22 protein-coding genes and 2 pseudogenes are annotated in these 24,182 nt (G+C 59.8%); 11 read left to right on the top strand and 13 right to left on the bottom strand.

The features are described from left to right. Window positions 1–9: 9 nt before the first annotated feature. The 4 genes from L0U84_RS40415 to L0U84_RS40400 all read right to left on the bottom strand — a co-directional run bounded on the left by L0U84_RS40415 (window position 10) and on the right by L0U84_RS40400 (window position 3,615). Window positions 10–1,611 (bottom strand): ABC transporter substrate-binding protein, encoded by a 1,602-nt coding sequence (locus tag L0U84_RS40415; RefSeq protein ID WP_233859334.1) that lies wholly within the window; start codon window positions 1,609–1,611, stop codon window positions 10–12. Window positions 1,612–1,680: 69 nt separating this feature from the next. Continuing rightward, complete coding sequence (ddpX, locus tag L0U84_RS40410; RefSeq protein ID WP_233859332.1) at window positions 1,681–2,247, bottom strand: D-alanyl-D-alanine dipeptidase; 567 nt, start codon at window positions 2,245–2,247, stop codon at window positions 1,681–1,683. A gap of 5 nt (window positions 2,248–2,252) precedes the next feature. Next, window positions 2,253–3,134, bottom strand: a complete 882-nt coding sequence (sapR, locus tag L0U84_RS40405) for a sap1 transcriptional regulator SapR (RefSeq protein ID WP_233859330.1) — start codon at window positions 3,132–3,134, stop codon at window positions 2,253–2,255. A 181-nt stretch (window positions 3,135–3,315) separates the two neighbouring features. After that, window positions 3,316–3,615, bottom strand: coding sequence for a BrnA antitoxin family protein (locus L0U84_RS40400; protein ID WP_233859328.1), 300 nt, complete (start codon window positions 3,613–3,615; stop codon window positions 3,316–3,318). Window positions 3,616–3,768: 153 nt separating this feature from the next. On the opposite strand from L0U84_RS40400, the gene L0U84_RS40395 reads away from it, so the two are divergent. Both L0U84_RS40395 and L0U84_RS40390 read left to right on the top strand, forming a co-directional pair. Further along, window positions 3,769–3,975, top strand: a complete 207-nt coding sequence (locus L0U84_RS40395; protein ID WP_233859326.1) for a type II toxin-antitoxin system VapB family antitoxin — start codon at window positions 3,769–3,771, stop codon at window positions 3,973–3,975. Further along, window positions 3,972–4,352, top strand: a complete 381-nt coding sequence (locus tag L0U84_RS40390; RefSeq protein WP_233859324.1) for a type II toxin-antitoxin system VapC family toxin — start codon at window positions 3,972–3,974, stop codon at window positions 4,350–4,352. Before L0U84_RS40395 ends, L0U84_RS40390 begins: the two co-directional genes overlap by 4 nt. A gap of 334 nt (window positions 4,353–4,686) precedes the next feature. On the opposite strand, the gene L0U84_RS40385 is transcribed toward L0U84_RS40390, so the two are convergent. Continuing rightward, complete coding sequence (locus L0U84_RS40385; protein WP_233859322.1) at window positions 4,687–4,863, bottom strand: hypothetical protein; 177 nt, start codon at window positions 4,861–4,863, stop codon at window positions 4,687–4,689. A gap of 360 nt (window positions 4,864–5,223) precedes the next feature. Between L0U84_RS40385 and L0U84_RS40380 the strand changes: the two genes are divergently transcribed. From L0U84_RS40380 to L0U84_RS40375, 3 genes are all read left to right on the top strand, one after another. Next, complete coding sequence (locus tag L0U84_RS40380) at window positions 5,224–7,179, top strand: TOTE conflict system archaeo-eukaryotic primase domain-containing protein (protein ID WP_326491244.1); 1,956 nt, start codon at window positions 5,224–5,226, stop codon at window positions 7,177–7,179. After that, the gene (locus L0U84_RS44105) at window positions 7,176–7,661 is read left to right on the top strand and encodes a DEAD/DEAH box helicase (protein WP_326491243.1); all 486 of its coding nucleotides are present in this window, start codon (window positions 7,176–7,178) and stop codon (window positions 7,659–7,661) included. The genes L0U84_RS40380 and L0U84_RS44105 overlap by 4 nt, the downstream gene beginning before the upstream one ends. Before the next feature lie 364 nt (window positions 7,662–8,025). Continuing rightward, entirely contained in the window at window positions 8,026–8,892 is an 867-nt protein-coding gene (locus L0U84_RS40375) for a hypothetical protein (RefSeq protein WP_233859320.1), read from the top strand. 309 nt (window positions 8,893–9,201) lie between these two features. On the opposite strand, the pseudogene L0U84_RS40370 reads toward L0U84_RS40375, so the two are convergent. Next, window positions 9,202–9,367, bottom strand: a pseudogene (locus L0U84_RS40370) (ISKra4-like element ISBte1 family transposase); the annotation flags it as partial. Window positions 9,368–9,535: 168 nt separating this feature from the next. Here L0U84_RS40370 and L0U84_RS40365 point away from each other — a divergent pair. Then, complete coding sequence (locus tag L0U84_RS40365; protein ID WP_233859318.1) at window positions 9,536–10,492, top strand: GSU2403 family nucleotidyltransferase fold protein; 957 nt, start codon at window positions 9,536–9,538, stop codon at window positions 10,490–10,492. 517 nt (window positions 10,493–11,009) lie between these two features. On the opposite strand, the pseudogene L0U84_RS40360 reads toward L0U84_RS40365, so the two are convergent. The 5 genes and pseudogenes from L0U84_RS40360 to L0U84_RS40340 form a co-directional block, all read right to left on the bottom strand. Then, window positions 11,010–12,032 (bottom strand): annotated as a pseudogene (locus L0U84_RS40360) (IS110 family transposase). 322 nt (window positions 12,033–12,354) lie between these two features. Beyond that, window positions 12,355–13,050, bottom strand: coding sequence for a GntR family transcriptional regulator (locus L0U84_RS40355; RefSeq protein ID WP_233859316.1), 696 nt, complete (start codon window positions 13,048–13,050; stop codon window positions 12,355–12,357). 138 nt (window positions 13,051–13,188) lie between these two features. Beyond that, complete coding sequence (locus tag L0U84_RS40350) at window positions 13,189–14,805, bottom strand: bifunctional 3-(3-hydroxy-phenyl)propionate/3-hydroxycinnamic acid hydroxylase (RefSeq protein ID WP_233859314.1); 1,617 nt, start codon at window positions 14,803–14,805, stop codon at window positions 13,189–13,191. 83 nt (window positions 14,806–14,888) lie between these two features. Beyond that, complete coding sequence (locus L0U84_RS40345; protein ID WP_233859312.1) at window positions 14,889–16,319, bottom strand: aldehyde dehydrogenase family protein; 1,431 nt, start codon at window positions 16,317–16,319, stop codon at window positions 14,889–14,891. 97 nt (window positions 16,320–16,416) lie between these two features. Further along, window positions 16,417–17,271: a fumarylacetoacetate hydrolase family protein gene (locus L0U84_RS40340; RefSeq protein WP_233859310.1), complete on the bottom strand. Its 855-nt coding sequence runs from the start codon at window positions 17,269–17,271 to the stop codon at window positions 16,417–16,419. 140 nt (window positions 17,272–17,411) lie between these two features. Here L0U84_RS40340 and L0U84_RS40335 point away from each other — a divergent pair, with 140 nt between their 5' ends. From L0U84_RS40335 to L0U84_RS40315, 5 genes are all read left to right on the top strand, one after another. After that, on the top strand, window positions 17,412–17,990 hold the full coding sequence (locus tag L0U84_RS40335) for an amino acid synthesis family protein (RefSeq protein WP_233859308.1): 579 nt from the start codon (window positions 17,412–17,414) through the stop codon (window positions 17,988–17,990). A gap of 124 nt (window positions 17,991–18,114) precedes the next feature. Continuing rightward, window positions 18,115–18,720: a malonic semialdehyde reductase gene (locus tag L0U84_RS40330; protein WP_233859306.1), complete on the top strand. Its 606-nt coding sequence runs from the start codon at window positions 18,115–18,117 to the stop codon at window positions 18,718–18,720. A 226-nt stretch (window positions 18,721–18,946) separates the two neighbouring features. Beyond that, entirely contained in the window at window positions 18,947–19,819 is an 873-nt protein-coding gene (locus L0U84_RS40325; RefSeq protein WP_233859305.1) for a fumarylacetoacetate hydrolase family protein, read from the top strand. A 72-nt stretch (window positions 19,820–19,891) separates the two neighbouring features. Beyond that, window positions 19,892–20,428 carry a VOC family protein gene (locus tag L0U84_RS40320; protein WP_233859304.1) on the top strand — a complete coding sequence of 179 codons (537 nt, stop codon included), beginning with the start codon at window positions 19,892–19,894 and terminating at the stop codon, window positions 20,426–20,428. A gap of 82 nt (window positions 20,429–20,510) precedes the next feature. Continuing rightward, complete coding sequence (locus L0U84_RS40315) at window positions 20,511–21,620, top strand: alcohol dehydrogenase catalytic domain-containing protein (RefSeq protein WP_233859302.1); 1,110 nt, start codon at window positions 20,511–20,513, stop codon at window positions 21,618–21,620. A gap of 295 nt (window positions 21,621–21,915) precedes the next feature. Here L0U84_RS40315 and L0U84_RS40310 read toward each other — a convergent pair whose 3' ends face one another. Next, entirely contained in the window at window positions 21,916–23,157 is a 1,242-nt protein-coding gene (locus tag L0U84_RS40310; RefSeq protein ID WP_233859299.1) for an alpha-hydroxy acid oxidase, read from the bottom strand. Window positions 23,158–23,200: 43 nt separating this feature from the next. Then, entirely contained in the window at window positions 23,201–24,130 is a 930-nt protein-coding gene (glaH, locus tag L0U84_RS40305; protein ID WP_233859298.1) for a glutarate dioxygenase GlaH, read from the bottom strand. Window positions 24,131–24,182: the final 52 nt, after the last annotated feature.

The raw sequence follows: 24,182 nt of genomic DNA, 5'->3' as shown, positions 1-24,182 counted from the left end.
TTCGTGCGCTTACTGCTTCTTCACATGCAGATACGACACGAGATCGTTGATTGGACCAACTTCGAGGCCCGACACGCCCGGACGCATCGTCACTTGCGACACCTGCTGGAACATGATGACGAACGGCGACTTTGCGAGCATTTCCTTCTGCATCGTCTGATAGAGTTGCGCGCGCTTTGTCGTCGACGATTCGGCGAGCGCCGCATTGGTCTGTTTCGTCAGATCGGGAATGTCCCACGAATTACGCCATGCGAGCATCTTGTACGCAGACTTGTCGGAGTTATCCGGATTCCATGCGTAGCCCTGCGCATTACTGTGCGGGTCGATGTAATCCGCTGACCATTCGCCGATATAGATATCGTGCTGACGCGCACGATACTTCGCGAGCGTCTGCTTGTTGTCGCCCGGAATGATCTCGACCTTGATGCCGCCTTGCGCGAGATTCGCTTGTACGGCTTGCGCAATTTCGTTGTACGGGTAAGCGCTGCGCACATCCATCGTCACGTTGAAGCCATTGGGCAAGCCCGCTTTGGCGAGCAGCGCCTTGGCCTTGGCAACGTCCTGGTGATACGGATTGGTATTCAACGCGCCGAGGAAACCTTCGGGCAGGAACGTTTGATGAACCTTGAACGTGCTCTTCGTCACGTTCTTCTGAATGCCGTCATAGTCGATCAGCCATTTCATGGCTTCCTGCACTTCCGGCTTCGCGAGATTCGGGTTCTTCACGTTCAGGCCGAGGTAGAGCAACGTCGCTTGCGGCACCGACATCACCTGCACCTTGTTGGCCTTAGTCAATGCGGCGAGATCGTCGGGGCTCAGATTGCGCGCGACATCCGCGTCGCCGTTTTCGAGCAGCAGGCGCTGGCTCGCGGCTTCCGGCACATGGCGCATCACGATGCGTTTCATCGCGAGCGGCACTCGGTAGCCGTCGTATTTCTGCAGGATGATGCTGTCGTTCGCCGTCCATTTGACGAGCCTGTACGCGCCAGAGCCTGCTTCGTTCGTACGCAGCCATTCGTTGCCGAAATCGTTGCCCTTCTGATGCGACATCAGGAGCTGCTGATCGACCACTGACGCGGGCCACGCACCCAGCACGTTCAGCACGAACGTGGGCGAGTATTTCTGGTCGGTCGTAATGCTGACGGTCGAGTCGTCGATCTTCTTGACGTTTTGCAGCGCGTTGTCTTTGGTCAGGCCAATGCCTTGCAATACGGCCGCCGCACCTTTATCGAGCAGCACGCAGCGCTGGATCGACCACGCGACATCATCGGCTGTCAGGGGATTGCCCGAGTGGAACTTGAGACCCGGGCGAATCTTGAACGTGAACGTGAGTCCATCAGGGCTGACCGTCCACGATTGCGCGACATCGCCATTGAATTTCGCCGGGTCTTTCAGATCGACGCGCACCAGTCGGTCATAGGTATTCGCGACATATTCTTCCGGCACGAGCTCATAGACTTCACCCGGATCGAGGGTCGAGAATTCGTCGAGCGTGGTGGCGATCACCAGCATGTCTTTCGGCGTCGCCGCAAATACAGTACTTGTTGTCGTAAGCGTCAGTGCGGACACGATCGCGACTGCCGCCAGCGCATTGCGCAAAACCAGATTCATACTCGCTCCGTATCGAGAGGGAAAAGCGGTGAGAAACCCGCAAACGGACAGCAAAGAACCAGAACGCGATTACATCAATTTCAGAGGGCCGCTTTCGGCATTGTCAATAACGGGCAGCGAGCGTGAACCCGGAATTTCATAATGCCACCACTCGCTTGGAATATGCGTGAATCCTGCCGCATGCATGATGCCGAGCAGCAGCAAGCGATTGCGTTGCACATGCTGCGGCAATCCGTGATGGAAGTGCTCGGACTCCTTGATCATTGCATCGAAGCCCGTGCCCATGTCGAGCGCTTCACCGTTGCTGTCGATCAAGGTGAGATCAAGCGCCGTACCCCGGCTATGGTTCGAGCCTCGGCCAAGTTCTGCAACATACGTGGGATCGGGCAGAAAATCCCACAGTACTTTTTGTGCTTGCGGCGGACGGTACGCATCGAAAATGTGCAGCTTCATGCCAACGCTCTCAGCAAGTTCGACAGCTTTGCGCAATCTGGCTTCAGCGGGCGCGAGCAACAGGGCGTGCGCTTCCTTGTAGATCGCCTTGCCAGTAAAATTGCGATCGGTCGCATACACGAGGTCGAGTTCGACGCCGTGCGTCTCCGGTGTGATGTGAATGAGGTGCGGTGTATCGGTCATGATTGTCAAAGATCGAATTGATCGAGTTCGCGTTGCAACTCGCGGTTGTGCGCGACACGTTTGTCGAAAGTGGAGCCGAGCCGCTCGACAATCGACGTAATCAGCAGGTTGAACAGGCAAGTGAACGGCGCAAGCGAATCCCAGAACTGACCGACATCGGTTTTCACTTGCAGCAGATCGCAGGCGAAGTCTCGCGCCCGCGGGCAATAGAGATCGGTGACGAGCGCGAACGGCAATTCGCGCCTTGCCGCCGCCTCGCAATAGCGGCGCGCGATGCGCGAATAGGCATGCGTGTCGGTGGCGATCAGATACGGCGACGCGAACTCCGAATTCAGCGACTCCACATACGAGCCTGACATGCCTTCGGAAAAGAACACCCGTGGCCGCAGATATTCAAGGTAGCTGTAGAACGCATTTGAAATGCCGGGCGTCAATTGAATGCCGAGAATAAAGACGGCATCCGCAGCGGCAATGCGCTGCGCGACGCGGGCGAATATGTTGCCTGGTGCAAGCTGGTACACATAGTGGATCGCGTCGACCTCGAGTTCGAGCGAGCGCGCGAGCGCCGTGTCACTCGTGTTTTCCACGCCGTTCGCGTAGCCGTCGAGGCGCTCGCTGCGCCAGGCGTCGAGGCGATCAGTGATAAACCACGGCCGTGTTTGCGCACCGCGCAATTCGCACTTCAGGTCATCGAGATTGCAATAGCCGACGCTGCGCAAAAAGCGCCCGACCGAAATGCCGCTCGTGTCCGTCTGTTGCGCGATCTGATCCGCCGTCTCCAGGCCGAGGCGCTCCAGATTCGCAAGCATATAACTGGGAACGCGCTTGGCCGTGGGCGTGAGCGTCGCAAATCTCGCTTCGACTGTATGAGCGAATGCGGTGGACATCGAGTTGTGTTTCCGGTGTTCTCGTTAGTTATCTGTCATTGCTCGGCGAACTGGCATGTATATGACAAGGACAATAAAGCAAGTGCTAACTTGATTTTTTTATCGGATCGCGAAAGCCAATAGCGTACTCGACTCCATCGAACATCGCATGTTCGCCGGCGGCGTCACGATCACCGCGGCGTCACAGGCCCCGGCGTGCCGGCCTGTCGGCTGGCTCCTTGAGCGGATGCTCTGCCAGGCAGGTGCGCAGTGCGTCATTCATGCGCGTCTGCCAGCCATCGCCGCTTGCGCGGAACGCGGCGACGATGTCCGCGTCGTAGCGCACCGAAACCTGCTCCTTCGGGTTTTCCTTTGGCGGCCCTCCCATGCGCTTTGCGCCGAACGGTCCGAGCCTGGCGAATTCTTCTGCATCTAGCTCGCAGGTATCCGGATCCTCAGCGATGCCCCGGTTGATCGCTGCGTCTTCCTCGGGCGTCGGCACGATGAGTGTGCGCCCGACCTGGTCTTAACTGTATTGGGCAAAATTTCGCCTCCCTCGAATTTGCGTAGCCGATCTCGCGCGCAGCTCTCCGGTTTGAAGGCATGACGATCTGATGCTATAACTGATGCGGAATAGCATCAAACTGGGGGCGAAATGCGCACCACTGTTACGATCGACGACAACCTGTACGAACGCGCTCTCGAGCTTGCCGACCCTGACATGGATAAGGCAGACCTGTTCCGGGTGGCAATGCAGACGTTTGTTCGCGTTCAGGCTGGTAAGCGTCTGGCAGCCTTGGGCGGCGCCGCTCCCGGTATGCCTGACGTCCCACGTCGCGGATCCGAGCCTGCGGCCCAATGAGCGTCCTTATTGACACATCCGTATGGGTTGATCATTTCCGTCGCGCCAACACGAGACTTGTTCAGTTGATCACCAGCGACCAGGCGCTTACGCATCCAGTCGTCCTTGTCGAACTCGCCTGTGGTACTCCGCCTGCACCCCGCGCCCGGCCCCTCCACGACATCGGGCTGTTGCAACATGCGACGCACGCGACATGGACCGAGGTGATGGAATTCATCGAGGCAAGGCAATTTTACGGTCGGGGCTTTGGCAGCAGCGATCTTACGCTGCTTGCGTCAACTTTGATGACTCCCGGCGCATCGATCTGGACCTTGGACAAAAAGCTCGCTGAGCTCGCGGTTGAAGTCGGCATCGCGTATATGCATGACATTCACTAACCGGTGATCGCCTTTCTCGTGCTGGAAACGGCGGTTAGCTCCGAAAATTGGCGCAGATCAAGGGCACGCAGTTCCACCAGGTGGCAGGCCGATACGTTTGTCGCGTCAGATTGACCGGGGTGGGTAGCTCCGGACACGCGCCGCGTCTCGTACCCACCGCTGACCCGTCCGTGCTTTATTAAATGCCCCGACTACTGATTCCTGAACGGACACGGCGTGGGCAAAAGCGTCAGCATTCCCCACGCCGGGCATCCGCGCGTCGCCGTTTCACCCGGCGCGATACCACGCAAGGATCTGCTTCCAGTCGCCCTCACTCATGGCCCCGAACCAGTCGTCATGATCGGCCGTCGGTAATAAAAGAAGCAGCGTGATCGTGTTCGCTCGCGAACCGGCGCGCATGTGCGACGGGAATCAACGTGTCCTGCTTCGCACCGACGATGACGACCGGCCCGCCCCATTGAACGAGCGTTCCCGCCAAGGCCTCGCGTGCGGCCGCCACCGCCGCCTTCATCGTGCGTGCGCCAGAACGTTGCCGTGTCCCGGATACCCGACGATGTCGACGCGATATCCATTGCGCACGAAGACATCAGCGAATGGCAGCTTGGTCTTTGCCGACTCCCCGTTGCCCAATAGTGTCAGCTTGCCATCTGCACCGGCAAGACCGCATCTGAGCCACTACGCCGCCGGGCTGTGATCGCATGCCGCATAATGGGCGAGACGGTAGCGGTGCGCGGCGTACTATGGCGGGTAGGATTTCGCGGCCAATTTTCAGCCGGGGTCTCCGTGATTAGAGACCGGGCGGCGCGGCGGACCACCAACGATACGAGTTCGCTCGCGCATGCCACTTCCTCAGGTGTCGACCGGATACGTGATGAATGACAGGAAGCTGCCAAGGCCTGGTTGGGAAAATCGCAGCCGCGAAGAGCTACTGGTAGAACTCACGCGCCTGCAGGCCGAAAACTCCCACCTCGCTGTCTTGCTGCGTGACTCCGTCCCTGCGCATGGGCAGCTCAAGACTGCCGTCTCCGGCAATCCATTGCCGGCGATGCGAAGCGCAGGGACTTCCACACTTTCTCCCCAACAGAAAGTGCACCTCTTCCGGAGTCTTTTCCGAGGCCGTACCGACGTTTATCCGCTTCGCTGGGAAAGCCGCAATTCTGGGAAATCGGGCTACGCACCGGCGTGCGCAAACGAATGGTGTACGGGCATCTGCGAGAAGCCCCGAATCCGCTGTGCGGATTGTGTGCATCGCGTCCTGCTGCCGCTGGACGATCAGGTCATCTATTCGCATCTCGCCGGTGATCACACGGTGGGCCTGTATCCCCTGATGCCGGACGGCACCTGCTACCTGCTCGCAGTCGACTTTGACGAAGAAAGCTGGCGGGACGATGCGATGGCCTTCCGGCAGTCATGCGACGAACTGCGTGTTCCCGTGTCGCTGGAGATTTCACGTTCGGGTAACGGTGCGCACGCATGGATCTTCTTCTCGTCGGCCGTCACCGGTCGTGACGCACGCCGGCTCGGCTCAGCCATCATCAGCCACACATGTGCCCGGGCCCGCCAGCTTGAGCTTTCGTCCTACGACCGGCTCTTTCCTAACCAGGACGTACTACCCAAAGGGGGCTTCGGCAACCTGATCGCCCTGCCGCTGCAGAAGCAGCCACGGGAGCATGGGCACAGCGTGTTTGTCGGCGAGAGCTTCCAGCCCGTCGTCGATCAGTGGGCGTTCCTGGCGTCGGTCAGGACAATGGACGGGCGAGATATCGAAGCGGTAATTTTCCGCGCCATCGGCGGTGCCCACCCGCTCGACGTCACCTTCATCGCTGAAGAGGACCTAGCCGAACCATGGAACCCGCCTCCAGCGTTGCCGAAGCGGCTGGCCGGAGCCATGCCGGCGTCGCTGACATTGACACTCGCAAACCAGCTCTATTTTGAAAAAGCCCAGCTTCCGCAATCCCTGTTCAATCGGCTCATCCGGTTAGCAGCATTCCAGAATCCGGAGTTCTACCGTGCCCAGGCGCGCGGCTTCAGCGTATGGGACAAGCCGCGGACAATCGGTCGTGCCGAGAACTGCCCGCGCCACATTGCCTTACCGCGGGGTTGCCTCGACGAGCTCATGACGCTGCTGACCGACAACGGAATTGCCTGCGACATCCGCGACGAGCGTTGCGCGGGCGACCCTCTTGCAGTTGCGTTTGCCGGCACACTGCGGGACGACCAGCAGGCGGCGGTTGATGACCTGCTGCGGCACGAGACCGGGATCCTGCATGCTCCAACGGCGTTCGACAAAACCGTGACGGCTGCCGCAATGATTGCCCGGCGCGGCGTCACGACGCTCGTGCTCGTGCATCGCAGGGAACTGCTGGATCAGTGGCGCGAGCGCCTGCAGTCGTTTCTCGCGCTGGATCCGCGCGACATCGGCACAATCGGTGGCGGCAAGTCGAAGCCGCCGGGCCGGATTGACGTCGCCATGCTGCAGTCAGTGGCACCGGATGGTCCCCGCGGAGCGCTTCTGCGGCTTTACGGCCACGTCATTGTCGACGAATGTCACCACGTATCGGCGGATTCCTTCGAGGCAGTGCTGAAGGCCGTCAATGCGCGATACGTGCTTGGACTGACTGCGACACCCGTGCGGCGCGACTGCCAGCAACCGGTGATGTTGATGTTGTGCGGCCGGTGCGGCACGCGGCGCGTCTGCCGCCCAATGCGCCGCATTCGCTCGAGGTGTTCCCGGAAAGGCTCACCTCATCCGTGGACGTTGCGGCCGACGCGCCGATCCAGACGGTGTTCGCGCATCTTGCACAGGATCCACCGCGGACCGAAATGATTGCTGCGGCGATTTGCGAGCAGTTCGGACAAGGTCGCAAGGTGCTGGTTCTCACCGAGCGTACGGATCATCTAGAAAGCCTGCAGAAGTTTTTGCATGTAGCAGTCGAGCCGCTTTTCGTGCTGCACGGGCGTCTCGCGAAAAAGGCGCGTGCGGCGCAGCTTGCCGCCCTGGACTCGCTGGCTGATGACGCACCTTGCGTCGTCCTGGCCACTGGCAGACTCGTTGGGGAGGGATTTGACCATCCGGCGCTCGACACTTTGGTGCTCGCGATGCCCGTGGCGTGGAAAGGCACGCTGCAGCAGTACGCTGGCCGGCTATATCGCGAGCATTCGGGTAAAACCGGCGTACGAGTGATTGACTATGTGGACGGAGGTCATCCGGCACTAAACCGTATGTGGGAGAAACGGCAGCGGGGATACCGCGCAATGGGCTACCAGATATGCCTGGCCGGAAACGGACAGCAACTGGCGCTGGCCTGAAATGCGAGCCGGGGTGCATTACCAACTCCGGTTTCTTTTGCACTTGCAAGCGTGCACTTCCCACGTTCGACCGCCCCGTTGTGCACGGCCATCAGATTGAAAAGCGGCGTAACCGTCTCGGTGTGTGGGAGGCGGTAGGACCGGTTTTGCACGTCGCGTCCTTCTATATATTCACCACTCATTTGTCGCATCGATCAACTAGACTGGGAAAGTTCTGATGGTCTGTGGTTGAAAATCGCAAGTTGCCCTGCAGTATCGACGCCAAGTGGCTCGCGTACGCGACCGGTTGGCGAAACGCGGGAGCCGTGCAGGTGATCGACGCGTTGCCTCCCGTCCGTGCAATAAGCTGCCCGAGGAGGAGTGCATGCCATCTGCCGCTGATTTTCAAACCGAAGCCAATGCCAGAGACCTTGTGTCGAAGTACGTCGTCTTGGTGCAGGAGCACCTTGGTGTGCTGCAGCCAGCTCCCGCGGCAGGTACCCGGCAACAACTCGCAGCTGCCACCTATCAGCTTCATTTCACCGTGTCTACCGTGGCAACCGTGCGTACGATCGTTGCCGTCGACGTCTATACCGCCGCCCAGGGTGGGTCGCTACCGCTGTACTTCCTGCCGTGGTGCCAGAATGCCGCAACCGAGATGACCATTCCGGCGGGCGGCGGCGGCCCGGGCATCTTCATGACCTCGATGCTGAGCGGCTGCACGGTACAGGTTCACGGCACGGCAACCAACCCCACTATCACGCATGCAAATTCGCGGCAGAGTTATGACGATGCCTACAATCAAATGCAAGGCTTTCTCGGGACGCAGGGATTGAGCGCGCAGGAGGTCCACAACGGATCCGAAACGCGCGGAAACAGCGCTGCAACCGGCGCGATCAACACTATGCTGCCCCAAGGGGTAAATGCACGCACGGTGCGCAAGCGCGATTACGTGGGAAAGCTGACACCTGATCATCTGACAGCTGCCAAGTCTCGGTTCAACGAGACCTTGAGCTATAAGACGTGGGAAACGCTTTCGAAGTATGAGGTCGCAAAGTCGGGCGCATTCAAGCCAAAAACGGGCGCCTTCGTCTATGGCTTGCGCGATGTCCATAACCAGTGGTCTTTCTTCTATCAGGCCGCGGTCGAAGTCGATATTCAGGTATCGCCGTTCGCGGGGTACTACGGGGACACCGTGAACTATACGATGGACTCGGCGGTGCTCGGACCGCCTGCACGGTTTTTTCCCTGAAGAGGGTTGCTCGCCAGACTGGAGGAATACATCGGTTACCTCGAGAACACCCTGTCGCTGGCCGAATTCTGCGGCTCGGATGCGTGGCTCACTTCAGAATTGCGTCTCGGACACTCTCGTCTGTTACCCAGGGCTCGAGTACACCGGCTCAAACGCTCGTCACACCCCGACCGCGGATCAGGATCGATCTGCCATGTTGTGCCACGCCCCTCGCGGGCTCTCAAACATACAGGTGCCACCATGAAGTCCAACCCATGAACGTCATGATCGAAACGGCTTGACAAACAAGTCCGCATAGAAGCGGGGGCACTATGCCGCGATATAGTGAGCGTGATTGTTGACCGCGAGGGTCGGATACCATCGCTCGAAGCGTGATGGCATGCGCGAGAACCGGCCGCCACGCCATCTGCCGCCGCTTCGCAAAGCGCTTGCTGACCACCTGGTTGACCGCCGCCCGCACCGAAGCGGCGCCGATTTATACCTCGTCAATCGATCTTAAGGTATAAATTGACAAGCGACCCCTTATACCTTGCGATGCTAACTTAAGGTATAAATGCGTGAGCTATGACCTCCTTCCATAACGAAGCACTGCAAACGCTGTATTCCTCGGTCGCCGAGCGGGCAAGCGTACAACCGCATCCCGTTGCACTCCCCGGGCTCGGCCGCCCAGAAAACCGTCGACGGAAAAACGTACACCTACTGGCGGGTGTACCTCGCTTCTGGCAAACACAAGGAAACATCACTGGGGCGCACCGGGGAGCCGGACACCGAAGCCGCACTTGAGGCGCAGCAACTCGAGAGCGCGGAGATGCGGGCGCTGGCCAATGATGTCCAGGTTTTGCGGAAAGCAGGCTTTGCCTCCGCGGACAACTCATCGGCCCTTACCATCGCGACGCTCTATAACGCCGGCATCTTCACGCACGGCGGACTGCTTGTCGGTTCCCGCGCCTTCGGCGCGCTCCTGAACGGTCTCGGTGTCCGTCTGCCTGCGAACTACAGGACCGAGGATATTGACATCGGTAGCGCGGGCTCGATTTCGGTGGCCATCCCGGAAGACCGCAGTTTTCTCGACATCCTGCGCGAGACCGGTCTCCCCTTTATCGAGGTGCCAGAACGGGACTCTCGGAAACCGTCCACCTCGTTCAAGGCGCGCGGACAACCTCTCAAGGTGGACCTGCTGGTACCGGGCACCGAGGCGTACGAAACGAAGCCCCTCCGCCAATTGCGCGCGCATGCGACTGGTTTGCCGTACTTTGGTTATCTGGTAGCCAACCCGGTGAGCGGCTTTATCCTCGGCAAGGAGCACGTGGTGCCCGTAACGCTGCCTGACCCGGCCAGATTTGCGCTACACAAGCTTGTCGTCAGCACGCTTCGCGACCCGGCGCGCGAACTTAAAGCCGAGAAGGACCAGCGGCAGGCAGCAGTGCTGATTGATGCACTAACGGAACGATTCCCGGAGTGGCTCACGACGGCTGCCGACGAGCTAGTTGAAAGCGCACGCCCCCGCGTTGCTACTGCCGCCGCTCGAGCGATGGCTCTTGTGCCCCACCTGTCCGAGCGCGCACGGGATATTCTGGCGGAGCTAAGTGCACAGACGTAGGCCGGTTCGAATCTCGTAAGCGACCGCGCAGCAGCGGCGATGTAGGCGTTCGGTTACGTTGTGCAAGTGGGGGCTGGCAACCGTCAGAGGCACATAGGTGATCATTTTCGTGCCAAACCTGGCGGTTTATTCTGAAAACGCGCCCGGAACTTGTGCAGCATCCTGCTGCACAAGTTGGCACCTCTTCGGCTCATTAAACGTAGGATTGCGAATTAAACTTCGATCAATTCTTTTATGTCTACATGAACGCCCCCGTTTGCGCCAGTTGTTCGAAGTCTTGACGAATAGGATGGGCTGCAGCTCTACATTCGGCCTCTTTGCAGCTTCCGCTTCGCTGCTGGCCCCTATGAAATCCGCTGACTCACGCCTCATTCAAATCGCGAGCTTGTGAAGCTCAGACATAAAAACAGGCTTGGTGAATTCCGGGTCCCGCCCGATTTGTCATGACACTCGAATGCCGCCGCAACTTTTACGTTCCATCCCTTACAACAAGAGCTCTCCCCTCAGGCCGATTAAATCAAACTGGCCGCGTGTCGACGTAATCTTTCCGGTAAGGCTGTTGATGCGCCAGCACCGCCCAGATTATTCGGGCAAGCTTATTGGCCATCGCGACGATGACGACATTCAACGGGCGTCGCTGTTTCATCTGTTCAACCCAGAGACCTGGCTCCTTCGCGCGATAGATGACGCTTCGCGCGCCGTGAACCAGTAAAGTTCTGAGATATGTGTCACCCCGCTTGCTGATTCCCTGAAGCTTGGTCACGCCGCCGGAGCCAGTCTGCCCCGGCACAAGTCCGAGCCAGGCTGCAAACTCACGGCCAGACTTGAAGGCCTTGGCATGCCCCATCGTTGCCACGGCAGCTGTTGCGGTAAGCAGCCCTACGCCGGGGATCGCCGCAATAGCCTTGGCTGCCCGATCGTCCTTCATCCACTCCTGCATCCGACGCTCAATCTGGCCGATCTGACGGTCCACTTCATCCAGACCTTTCCATTGTTCGCGCAGGGTATCGATCAGTATCGCAGGCAGGCGTCCAGACAATCTTTCCAGAACTCCCGCCATGGATTTGTCCAACGTCGCCCTCCCCACCCCCATGACCTCGCCATACTCGCTTAACAATCCGCGAAGGCTGTTCATTTGCATCGTGCGGAACTTCACCAATTGTTGGCGCATACGATGCAGTGCAAGGATTGCCTGCTGCTCTTCGCTTTTCACAGCAACTTCCTTGCAATCCATCTGGGTGGCCATCCAGATTGCCCGCGCATCAGCCGCATCGTTCTTATTGCGGATGTTGAACGCCTTGACAAACTTCGCCGGCATTAGCTTCACCCGATGCCCCATTTCGACCAACCGTCGGGCCCAATGCTGTCATCCGCTGCATGACTCCATGCCGACAAGGCAGGGTTTGCGATTCGCGAAGTATTCGAGAAACAACGCTCGCTTGATCGGCCGGTTAACGATTTCGCCGTTTTCCGGATTCACCCAGTGAACCTGCATTACATTCTTCTTTGCGATGTCCACACCCACAATCACATGTGCCATGACAAGTCCCCTCGGTTCAGTTGATCAGATGAGTATGATCGCGGTTCTCAACTTGGTAGAAGTTCCGCTGACAGCGGATCGCTCAGACAGACCGACTGGGTGGGGGCGTTCATGTCATTCAAATCTATGGACCAGTAAACGCCCGCACCGGGGGCGGCGTTTTGTTGTACGCCAATCTCAGTATTTCAGAGAAATGCGGGGACCAAGTAAAGCGCGATCCTGATCAAGAAATAATGCTGCTGCGCATAGAGATTCATAATATTCGCGAGTGTCATCGCGAGCAGTCCGTTGGAATTGGCTAGCGACAAGCGTGCCGACTGAATCACTGGACAGTCGCAGCCTGCCGCTCGAGTGCTCCAACGATGCGCCCTAACGTACCCTCGATATGCTTTTGCAGCAGGTTCGCAGCCTTTTCCTTCTCACGCCCAATGGCTGCCTTCATCAAGGCTTCGTGCTCGTTGTTCTTGTGTCGCGGTTCCAATCGATGCATGGCGGAATAACGACGATACCGCTCAGCTCGGTCAAACAGCGACGCGATCATGCCCGTCAATAGCGGGCTCGGTGTGGCGGAAAGGAGTGCCATGTGGAAAGCTCTGTGCCGATCGGACCAGTTGTCGTCGAGCGCCACCGGGCCCGCGTCCAGCTTCTTTTCCATGAGACTCAGGCGGTGAAAGGCTGTGAGCACGCTCACTTCCCATTCCTCGTCGCCGTGCTCAATAGAGTCGACCAACGCCTCACGTTCGAGCAGCACCCTGAGCCGGCTGATGTCGCGAAAGTCGTCGACCGAAATGGGCGCAACCCAGAACCCGCGATTCTCCGTCGCGCGGACGATGCCATCCTGCGCCAGCCGGTTCAGCGCCTCGCGTATCGGCGAGCTACTTAGTCCGTAGGCCTTGGACAGACTTTCCACCTTGAGTCGCGTATCCGGCGCAAGCTCGCCCCGGATGATGGCGGTTTTCATGCGGGACAGGGCGACGTCAATCAGCGGACCGGTATTTTCTGCGGTGTTCGAGTCCATAGGTGGAGGAATCCGGACACATGGTAATGGCGTAATTTTATGCGCAAAACAGCGTCTCGTGCGAGATTTCTCTGGAATGCGGTGATATCGGTGATCGCCGCGCCACCATTGGACGCGGCGATCATCACAAGGTTTCACCTAGCCGTGAATCGGGTAAGCCTCACCTACGGTCTCCTCGCGAACGCCTTGCAACGCGCGGGCCAACTCTCGCACCAGAGTCACGCCCGCTTGCGCATCGCGCGCCGCACCAAAGACATAGTGGTCCGGCCGAATCACGGCGAGCCCGCAACCGTGCCGTTCCATCCAGCCGAGCAGCACGCCGTTCACATCCTGGTAGACACCCGACTTGCCCGCGACATCAGCGCCCTGCGGGACGACGGCGACAAGATCCACTGGCACGTGTTTGAGCTCCGTGCAAATTTCGGCCAGTTGTTCGAGCGCCGCAGGATCAAGCATCCCGTTCGCGACCACGCGGAATCCGGCGCCAGTGAACTCGTCAAGAAGCGCCTCCGTACCAGCTGCATCACGCACGTGTGGCTGCGGGAACAGTGCCCCACGCGGCCCTACACCAGACGTGGACAGGAAGCCTTCACTCAACCCCGGAATTAGCGATTGGCGAACAGTGCCGGCCGGGTTGATCTGCAAATCCGCAAGCAGGCGATCGTCCCGCACTTTCGCACGGACGACGTCGCGCTCGCAGATATCCTTGCCCAGCCCCTTTGTCACCAGCGTCGTCTGCCGCACGTGCGGTGCGCGCTCGGCCTCATAGGTGTCGAGCAACCGCCTGTCGGCGAAGCCGTCTATGACTAGCGCGATCTTCCAGATCAGGTTTGCCGCGTCGCGAATTCCCTGACACATGCCTTGTGCGAGGAATGGGGGCGTCATATGCGCGGCGTCGCCGAGGAAGAAGATATTGTCTGCGCGCCATTGCTTCAATACGAGCGCGTGAAATCGATACGTCGAGGCACGCCAGATTTCATATTCGCTGGGTTGAAGCCAACGTGAAATCAGCTTGCGCACGAATTCGGGCTGCGCCACGTCCGCTGGCACCTCGCCTGGATTGATCATGAATTCCCAGCGACGCACCTGGCCGGGTCCCACAACGAACGTTGCTGGCCGCTCTATCTCGCAGTACTGCACGTTCGTCGGCGGCAGATTGGCGCCGCCGCCATCCTTGAGAACGACGTCAACCACCAGCCACGGTTCGTCGAAATCGAGGTCCTCCATCTCGAGGCCGAGCTGGGTTCGAATTGGGCTCGTGCCGCCATCGCATGCGAGCACGTATGACGAGCGGTAACGCTTTTCTTCGCCGGAAGCAAGGCGAATAGCGGTGGTTGCGCCCGCTCCATCGCAAACAACGTCGAGCACCTCCGCGCCAAGCTCGACGCTCACGCTGGCGTGCCGCGCGAGGTTGTCCCTCAGGGCGCTCTCGACCTGAGGTTGCAGGAAAACGTAGTTGGGCGCCCAACCTAGCGGATACGGCTCGCTCGCGGCATCGATGCGGCGGATAAGCCGGCCGTCCGTCGTGCGGTATTCGGACGGACGATAAGGCATAACGTGGTCCGCGATTTTTTCGGCAATCCCAAGGTTGCCGAGCACCCGCATGATCTCATGGTCGAACCCCATCGCCCGCGGTTTATCGAATACAGTGAGCGACTTGTCCGCGACCAGCGTCTTAAGACCGAACTGACCCGCCAGATTTGCCGCCACCACGCCAACCGGCCCCATGCCGGCAATCACAAGATCAAAATCCACAGCTCCTCCGTCTAATGCTTATTTCGTCGCCGACTGACTTTACTCGCGCTCATCGAGCGCGCTAAATACCACCGATGATGCGTCTATGCCTGCGTATACGCCGTCTTTACCCTCGTAAAAAACTCCGTCGCATAGCTGCCCTGCTCGCGCGGCCCGTAGCTCGATCCCTTCGTGCCACCGAACGGCACGTGATAATCGACGCCCGCTGTCGGCACGTTGACCATCGCCATGCCGGTCTGCATTTGGCGCTTGAAATGCGTCGCATGCTTGAGCGAAGTCGTGCAAATGCCGGCGGACAGCCCGAATTCGCTGTCGTTCGCGACGTCGAGCGCCTCTTCATACGTATCGACGGCAATCGCACATGCCACCGGGCCAAAAATCTCTTCGCGGGCGATCCGCATTTCCGGCGTCGTGTCGGTGAAAAACGCCGGCGACATGTAATACCCGGGCGTGCGCCGGGTCAGCAATTCGCCGCCATACGCGAGCGTCGCTCCTTCGTGCCTGCCGATCTCGACATAGTCCTGATCGGTGCGCAATTGCTCTGCGTCGACGACAGGACCGATGTTCGTTTCTGGTTCCAGCGCGTGGCCTACGTTGAGCGCCTTGAGTGCGTCACGGACCCGCGAAACGAAACGCGCGTGAATGTCCTTCTGGACGATGAAGCGCGACGACGCCGTGCAGCGTTGCCCGGTCGAATAGTATGCCCCCTGGATGGCGCAGTTCACAGCGATGTCAAGATCGGCGTCATTGAGCACAATCAGCGGGTTCTTGCCACCCATCTCCAGTTGCGTCTTCTTGAGTCCGCGCGCGGCCTGTTCCGCGAGCCGACGGCCAGTATCGACGGACCCCGTGAACGACAGCGCGTCGACCTTCTCCGACTTCACGAACTCATTGCCGACGATGCTGCCGCGCCCCATCACGAGGTTGAAGACTCCGGCGGGAATACCCGAGCGGCTGATGATTTCCGCCAGTGCCCACGCCGAACCGGGAACGAGATCCGAGGGCTTGAACACGACGCTGTTGCCATACGCCAGCGCCGGCGCGATCTTCCACGCGGGAATGGCGATGGGAAAGTTCCAGGGTGTGATGATGCCAACGACGCCAACGGGTTCGCGCGTGATTTCGACATCCACCAGCGGACGCACCGAAGGTAGCCTGTGGCCGCACACGCGCAGCGTTTCGCCGGCAAAGAAACGGAAGATCTGCCCAGCCCGGACCACCTCCGCGATACCCTCCGCAAGCGTCTTGCCTTCCTCACGCGACAGCAAAGTACCAAGTTCCTGCTGTCGAGCGAGGAGTTCCGCGGCGTTGAATTCGAGCGCGTTCGAGCGCGCCTGGATGCCGCTCAGCGACCACGTGCGTTGCGCCGCATCCGCGACGTCGATCGCCATGCGTGCCTGCGCGGCATCCGCCTGCGCGTATTCGCCGACTACGTCATCGACGTCGGATGGATTTATGTTCTGGCGGATTGCGGATCCCTCGACCCAATCACCACCAATCAGATTCAGCTTCACCTAGGTGTTTCCTCCACTCAACTCGCATCTCATGCGAAGCACGACGCGAACTTGACTGCGTCTCACGCAAGCCTGACGACCTCGCACCTCACAACCGTCACACCTCGTCGGCGACCGGGTTGGACAGCGTGCCAACGCCGGGCACCACGACATCGAACCTGTCGCCTGGCTTCAGGAATACGGGGGGCTGACGCTTGAAGCCGATGCCGCTTGGCGTGCCCGTGGCAAGAATGTCACCCGGCTGCCAGTCGAGCGCCTGCGACACGTATGCAATGAGCGCGGGAATGTCGAACGCCAGTTCGGAAAGGCTACCCGTCTGCAGCACCTCGCCATTCAGGACACCCTGAATGCTCAGCTTGCGATAGTCGGGAATTTCATCGGCCGTCACGAGCCAGGGTCCCAACGCGCCGGTCGCACGGAAATTCTTGCCCATGCCGTATTGGTGGGTGTGGAATTGCCAGTCCCGCACGCTCGCATCGTTGAAGCACGTGTATCCGGCGACATGGCTCATTGCGTCTTCAGGCGCGATGTGCGAGCCGCCCTTGCCAATCACGACAGCCAGTTCAGCTTCGAAGTCAAACTGTCCGGAAACGCCTGGACGAATCAGCGGTGCACCGTGTGGCAGAAGTGTCTCGGCGAAGCGATGAAAGATGACCGGATATTTGCCAACGGTGCGCCCTGCTTCCGTGGCATGCGCGACGTAGTTGATACCCACGCAGATGACCTTGGCCGGGCGAGGGATCACCGGCAGCAGGTCGACCGAATCCAGCACGAAATCGGCGCGGCTTTGCGCGACGACGCGACGAGCTTCCTGCATCGCGCCTTCGTCCGCGACCAGTGAAGCGAGGTTGCCAACTCCGTTCAGCCGCGTCGAGAGCGCGACGACTCCCTCTTCCGTCACGGCACCAAACCCGATCACACCCTGGTTGCTTCGATACGAAACCAGCTTCATACATAACTCCTTTTTACGCACAAAATATGTTTCTAGGCATATTACATGGTTTCCAATACAATGCAAGCCGACGTGCACGCTGTCTGCACACCGCGAAGCACGATTGATGAACCACGGATTCGATCTCCAGGAGCAAGACGATGTCGTTAGTGAATGTGCGAAAAATGAAGCTGGACGTGGAGGAAATCTGGCACGAGGGCGGTCCCCGGCAGGACGAGCCGTTGCGTATCGCCGTTGCGACGGCCATCGTGAAGAATCCGTTTGCGGGCAAGTATGAAGCGAATCTGCTGCCCTTTATGGCGGAGCTTCGCGCGCTGGGCAGCGATCTTTCGGCCCGCCTCGTGGGCGAGCTCGGCATCGCCAATGTTCAGGCATACGGCAAGGGAGCCATCGTCGGCGAGGACGGTGAACTCGAGCATGGTGCCGTCTGGCATGAAGCCGGCGGCTGGGCAATGCGAGAAGTGCTCGGCAATCCGAAAGCGATGGTGCCCGCGGCCAAGACGATTGGCGGCGTCGGTACGCGACTCATGATTCCGCTCGGCCATATCCATGCTTCGTATGTTCGAAGCCACTACGGCACCTGCGAAACGACCGTCTGGGACGGTCCGCGTCGCGACGAAATCGCCTTTGCACTCGCGATGGCGACGGGCGGACGAATCCATTCCCGCCTGGGCGGCCTGGCCGCCGCAGACATCAAGGGCGAAGACGGCTTGCGCTAGTTAATAACCCCGGTAGGCCGAGCGTGCGTCCGCAATTTGAGCCTTCGAAATCGGACGTACGGCGCCCGTCATTCGTTCGCGCCCCGCGCGCGAGCAGCCTTAATGCCACAGATCGGACTGAGATATGAACAACGTCGAAAAGACGCCGCTGGACATTGGCGCCATACGTCAACTGTTCCTTGCGGCACGCAGTCAGAACCATTGGCTCGACAAGCCGGTCGGCGACGAGCAATTGCGCGACCTCTACGAGGTCGTGAAATGGGGGCCGACGAGCATGAACTGCTCGCCGATGCGCCTGGTCTTCGTTCGCTCACCGGAGGCTCGTGAACGGTTGTTGCCGGCCATCTCGCCCGGAAATCACGAAAAGGTGCGCTCGGCTCCTGTTGTTGCGATTGTCGGCTACGACATGTGCTTTTTCGAAAAGCTGCCACAGCTATTCCCGCACCGCCCAGACGCCGGCAAGATCTTCCAGGATAACGAGAACCTCGCCCAAACGACGTCCTTTCGCAACGGCTCATTGCAAGGCGGCTATCTGATCCTCGCGGCGCGCGCACTGGGACTTGATTGCGGGCCACTCTCTGGTTTCGATCATGAACTGGTGAACCAGCGCTTCTTCAACGACGCCGCGATCCGGGTGAATTTCTTGTGCTGTCTCGGTTACGGCGATCCCGACGCACTCTTCCCGCGTAGCCCCCGTCTGGATTTCAACGCGGCCTGCGAGATCCAGTAGAAGGGACCGCCTCGAGTCGACGAACACGCGTGGGTGTGCTGTTTTGCGCGATCGGTACCTTGGTCCTTCTCATCGCGGCCATCGGCGTCTTGTCGCGGACGCGCAGCGAAGGCGCTCCGCCTCAGGGAAAGTACCTAAATAACATTTTGTGCATATTTTAATAGTTTGGGCATAAACTTGCCTTACTGGTCTTTGACCGGCGACATTGATCTAATGAGGGCGACACATGAAACTTCTTTCCTTTCGCAAAGACGGCCGGGAGGCCTTTGGTGCAGTGCTCGATGACGGCATCGTCGAACTGACCGATGTTCTTCCGGGCGTCAAGACGCTGGGCGACTACATTGCAGCCGGCGGCTGGCGCGAGGCAACCCATCACGTCGAAGGCCGGCCGGCAAGCGTCAGGCTCGATGAAGTCGAGTATTTGCCGGTGATCACGCAGCCCGAGAAGATCGTCTGTGCCGTGCGCAACTACCTCGACCATCACAACGAGGCCCTCGCAGCGGGGCTGAACCGCGAGCTGTCCGAATTCCCGCCGATCTTCCTGCGCGTATGGCGCTCGCAGGTTGCGCACAACCAGCCGATCATCAAGCCGCGTGTCTCCGATACGCTCGACTGGGAAGGCGAGCTGGCAGTCATCATCGGCGATGGCGGCCGTGATATCGCCGAGCAGGACGCGTGGAAGCATGTCGCCGGCTACAGCATCTACAACGACGCCAGCGTACGCGAATGGCAATTCCACGCGAAGCAGATCGCCTCGGGCAAGAACTTCGAAGGCACGGGCGCATTCGGCCCGTGGATGGTGACCGCCGATGAAATCGAGCCGGGACGCGTGCTCAAGTTGACGACTCGACTGAACGGCGAGACCGTGCAGTCGAGCGATACGAGCTTCCTCATCTTCTCGATTCCCCGCCTGATTGCATATGCCTCGACGATCTTCACGCTCACGCCCGGCGACGTCATTGTCACGGGCACGCCCGCCGGCGTCGGGTTTGGCCGCAAGCCGCCGCGTTACATGAAGGCAGGTGACGTCGTTGAAGTGGAAATTGAAGCAATTGGTACGCTTCGAAACGAAGTGAAGGATCAGGACGCAGTCAACTAAATTAGTGTCACTGTCTGATTGCGCGCTCGGGATGGTATCCATCCGGCGCGCGTCCCTACCGGAGCAGTTTGCATGTCAAGTAGAACCACGCCGCAGCTTTCTCATTTCGGTGTCTTCTGCCACGATCTCGACAGGATGGTCGCCTTTTACTGCGAAGTCTTCGGGATGACCGTAACCGATCGCGGTGCGGGCATCACGATGCCCTTCGAAATCGCGTTTCTGAGTAACTCCCCTACCCAGCATCATCAACTTGCGCTAGCTTCGCGCCGCGAAGGCGCGATCAGCACTGTGATGCAGATTTCCTTCAAGGTCGGCGTAATTGACGACCTCCGCGCAATTCGCGAGCTCGCACTCACGCGCGGTGCAAGCCGGATGCGCGGACTGAATCACGGTAACGCGCTTTCCATCTACTTCAGCGATCCCGAAGACAACACGGTCGAAGTCTATCTGGACACACCGTGGTATGTCGCGCAACCGCATGGCGATCCACTCGTGCTCGAACTGGCCGACGAAGAAATCTGGCAGGAAACGGAACGGATCTGCCGCGCAGACCCCACCTTCATGCCGGTCGAGCAATGGCGTGCATCGTTCGGGCGCACGGGTAAATAACGCGCATTCATCGCTGCACATCGCAACGAAATGGTATCAACGACCCATGGTCGGATCTGAAATCTCAAACAGGAGACAAGCAATGGCAAGAACCATGAAGGCAGCCCGCATGCACCATGTCGGCGAGCCGATGATCGTCGAAGACCTCCCCATCCCGGAGGTACGGCCGACCGACGTGCTCGTCAAGGTCAAGGCGTGCAACATCGTGCCGAACCTCGGTAACGTGCTCGCGAACTGGACCAAGTGGTTCCCTCACCTTCCGCTGCCGCGCTTGCCGGCGATCTTCGGTCTCGATGCAAGCGGCGTAATCGAAGAGGTCGGTTCGCAGGTGCATGCATGGCGCCCCGGCGATCGCGTCTACGTCAATCCGGCGCGTTACTGTGGCGGCTGCCGCGCGTGCCGGTCGGGCAACACGACCTCGTGCCCCTACTACACGTTCAACGGGTACTTCGGCTTCAGCCAGCTCTCGCAGAAGATGTTCGACGACTATCCGTACGGGGGCCTCTGCGAGTACATGACGGCGCCGCAGTACAGCCTTGTCAAGCTGCCCGACAATCTGGGCTTCGAGGCAGCTTCGCGCTTCGGCTACATCGGCACGGGCTATCGCGCCCTGCGTCGCGCGAACGTCGGGCCGGGCACCACGGTGCTGATCAACGGAATCAGTGGAACACTGGGCCTCGGTTGCGCCGTGTTCGCACTCGGTCTCGGTACGCGCAAGATTCTCGGCACCGGTCGCAATCTCGATCTGCTCAAACGCGTCAAGGCGCTTGCACCGGATCGCATCGAAGTGCACCAGCTCGGCGACGTGACGACCGACACCTGGGCGCGTGAAATCACTGGGGGCGTAGGTGTGGACGTGGTCATCGACGCACTCGGACCAGGCGCGCCGCAGGCGACGATGCTCGAAGCGCTCGCCGCACTACGCCGCGGCGGCGTACAGGTCAACATTGGCGCCGTGGCGGGCGAGGTGCCTGTGAATCTGCACTACCTGATGGACAACGACATCCAGCTGACCGGCTCTGCATGGTTCACGGCAGGCCAGGGCCAGGAAATGGCAGATCTCGTCGAAACTGGCGCGGTCGACATGTCGGTGTTCGAGCATCGCCGTTATGCGCTCGCGGACGTCAATACGGCGCTCGCCGGCATCGAGAACCGTGACGGCGGATTCAGTAACTTCGTGATCTGCCCGTAACAACGAAGATTGCTGCACGATTGAGAGTTGCACCCCAGCAGGTGGGCATCCGTCCCACCTTTGGGGTGCTTTTCATGGCGAAGCAAGGCATACCGCATCGAAACCAGCGGAGCGGGAATTCGCGGCGCAGCAGTCGAGCAGGAAGCAGTTCAACGGATCTGACGGCGTTCTATTTGCTGGGCCCAAAGCCACACTGCAGTAAAAAGGGCTGGGCCCTGTCATGGACAGAGCCCAGCCCTCCTGGCCACAGCTATCTGACTGCTCAGCCTTTGGGGCTGTCACCCAGAACAACTTGTCATTCGAACAACAGTTCACGGTTCAGGGCTTCGATCGAGGGCGTTCCGAGCATCGCCATATTTCTGTCGACTTCATCGCGAAGCAGGCCGATCGCATGACGCACACCGCCTTCTCCTCCTACCGCTGCCGCGTACATGAACGGCCGGCCCACGAATACGAAGCGTGCGCCGAGCGCCAGCGCCTTGAGCACGTCCGCGCCGCGCCGGACGCCGCTGTCCATCATCACAACCGTCTTGTCGCCAACGGCGTTACAGATCGCCGGCAGTGCGTGCAGTGGCGCCAACCCGCCGTCGAGTTGGCGTCCCCCGTGGTTCGAGACGATGATGCCATCCGCGCCGATCGCTACGGCGCGAGCTGCATCGTCGACGTGCAGGATGCCCTTGATGACGAGGTGGCCGGGCCAGCGGCGACGGATGCGGGCGATGTCGGCCCAGGTCAGATGATCGCGGCCCGTGGTATCCCGGATCGCCGATGACGACAGCATCGGTGCGCCGCGTGTGGCGAACGAGTTCTCGAAGTGAGGCATGCCATGCGCGCCCAGCGTGCGTAAGAACGTGCCTGCTAGCCAGCGGGGACGCACAAGGCCATCCAGTGCGAGCCGCAACGACGGCCGCAGCGGCAGCGAAAAGCCGCTGCGGATGTTGTTCTCCCGGTTGGCCCACACGGGGATATCGACCGTCAGCACGAGCGTCGAATAGCCAGCTGCCCTGACGCGCTCGATCAGCGCATCGCAGCGGGCCGCGTCGCCCGGCAGATATGCCTGGAACCAGGTGCCCGGTGCTGCGGCGTGGACGGTTTCCATCGGAATGAGGGAGGACCCGCTCATGATCACCGGGATGTTTTCGTTTTTGCCGGCCGACGCAAGAACCACGTCGCCACGATAAGCCGAAATGGCACTGATTCCCATGGGCGCGATGCCAAACGGCGACGACCATGTGTGTCCGAAGATCGTCGTGGCCTGCGAGCGCCTTGAAACATCGACGAGTACGCGCGGACGAAACTCAAGCCGCTCAAACGCGGCGCGATTTGCAGCGAATGAAACGCCGTCCTCCGCGGCGCCGGCGATGTAGCCGAAAAGCGGACGAGGCAGGTGCCGGCGCGCGGCTGTCTCGAAGTCTGCAAGCGAAAGCAGCTTGCGTAGCCGCGGTGCCACGTCCTTATTGACACCGTATGCGGTCGAGCTTTTCTTTGTCTCGGACAATGACCCGGCGGATTCTGTATCGGCGATTTGGCTTCTCATCGGTCTCTCCAACGTGTACGTCGTTTTTCCAGGCCGAGCGCACTCATTGCGCGAACGTGCCTCGCTGCCGCATCAACTCGCGAGACAGCTTCTCGTTCGTTTCGAACGGCGCGCGCCCATGCAGATAGAAATAGTTGTTCAACACCACGAGATCGCCCACCGGCAGCTCGACTTCCTTCGTGCCCGGCGATGCCTCCATCGATGCGGAAAGCGCGTGAAGAAACGCCGCCTCCTCGCGGTTGCCCGGTTGAACGAATTGGTCGATGAACGACATCGACAAGCCGAATTCGCCATGGAAGAACAGCGGCCGCTCGACCTTCTCGCTGACGTTCTTCGAACCCGGCGCCTTGTAGAGGAATGGCCGGGTGCCGAGTTTGTGGCTGACAAACCGCTCACGTTCCGCCCAGTCGTCGAGATGAAGGAAACGCGACTCGCCGCCCACCGCGTGTTGTTCGGCGAATTTCATCATCAGCAACCAGTCGGTTGCTTCGGTAACGAAGGTTCCATCGGTGTGCATCGTGAAGAGACGATAGGCCTGGCGAAGATATGAATCACTGTTGTCCGTATGCTTCACGACGAAGCGCGCATAGTAGGTGCCAGACATGGCGTCGTGATTGGCCGGCCCAAGAATGTGGCCGATCGCCGTGCCGAACCTGACGAAGTCCGCGGCCTCATCGGAAAGTCCCTGAAGACCGATGGTGAAGCCGCCATGACGACGATCCTTGATCAGATCGACCAGCGTCGCCGCGAACGTGTGACCGAGACGCCCGATCAACAGATCCGCCAGTTGATGTCGCATATAAGGCACGTATTCGAGGTTCTGGACCTCGATTTCTCGCGCGTCGTCCAGAAACGCCGCAAGTGCGTCGCGATTGGCTGTTACTTCCCTGATCCGATGATGGGTGGGGTGCGCAGACACACGAAATGTGGTCCCGCAGTGGGCGGTCTTGGTGTCATCAAACAATGCGTTCATGGTGTCCATCCAGAAAGTGGAGGCTCCATTTCAACCGTCTTCTTTGATAGCA

It is taken from the genome of Paraburkholderia sp. HD33-4 (assembly GCF_021390635.1).
GTDB lineage: Bacteria > Pseudomonadota > Gammaproteobacteria > Burkholderiales > Burkholderiaceae > Paraburkholderia.
Note: the sequence above shows the minus strand (reverse complement) of the source record. Positions and strands in the feature narration are given on the sequence as shown.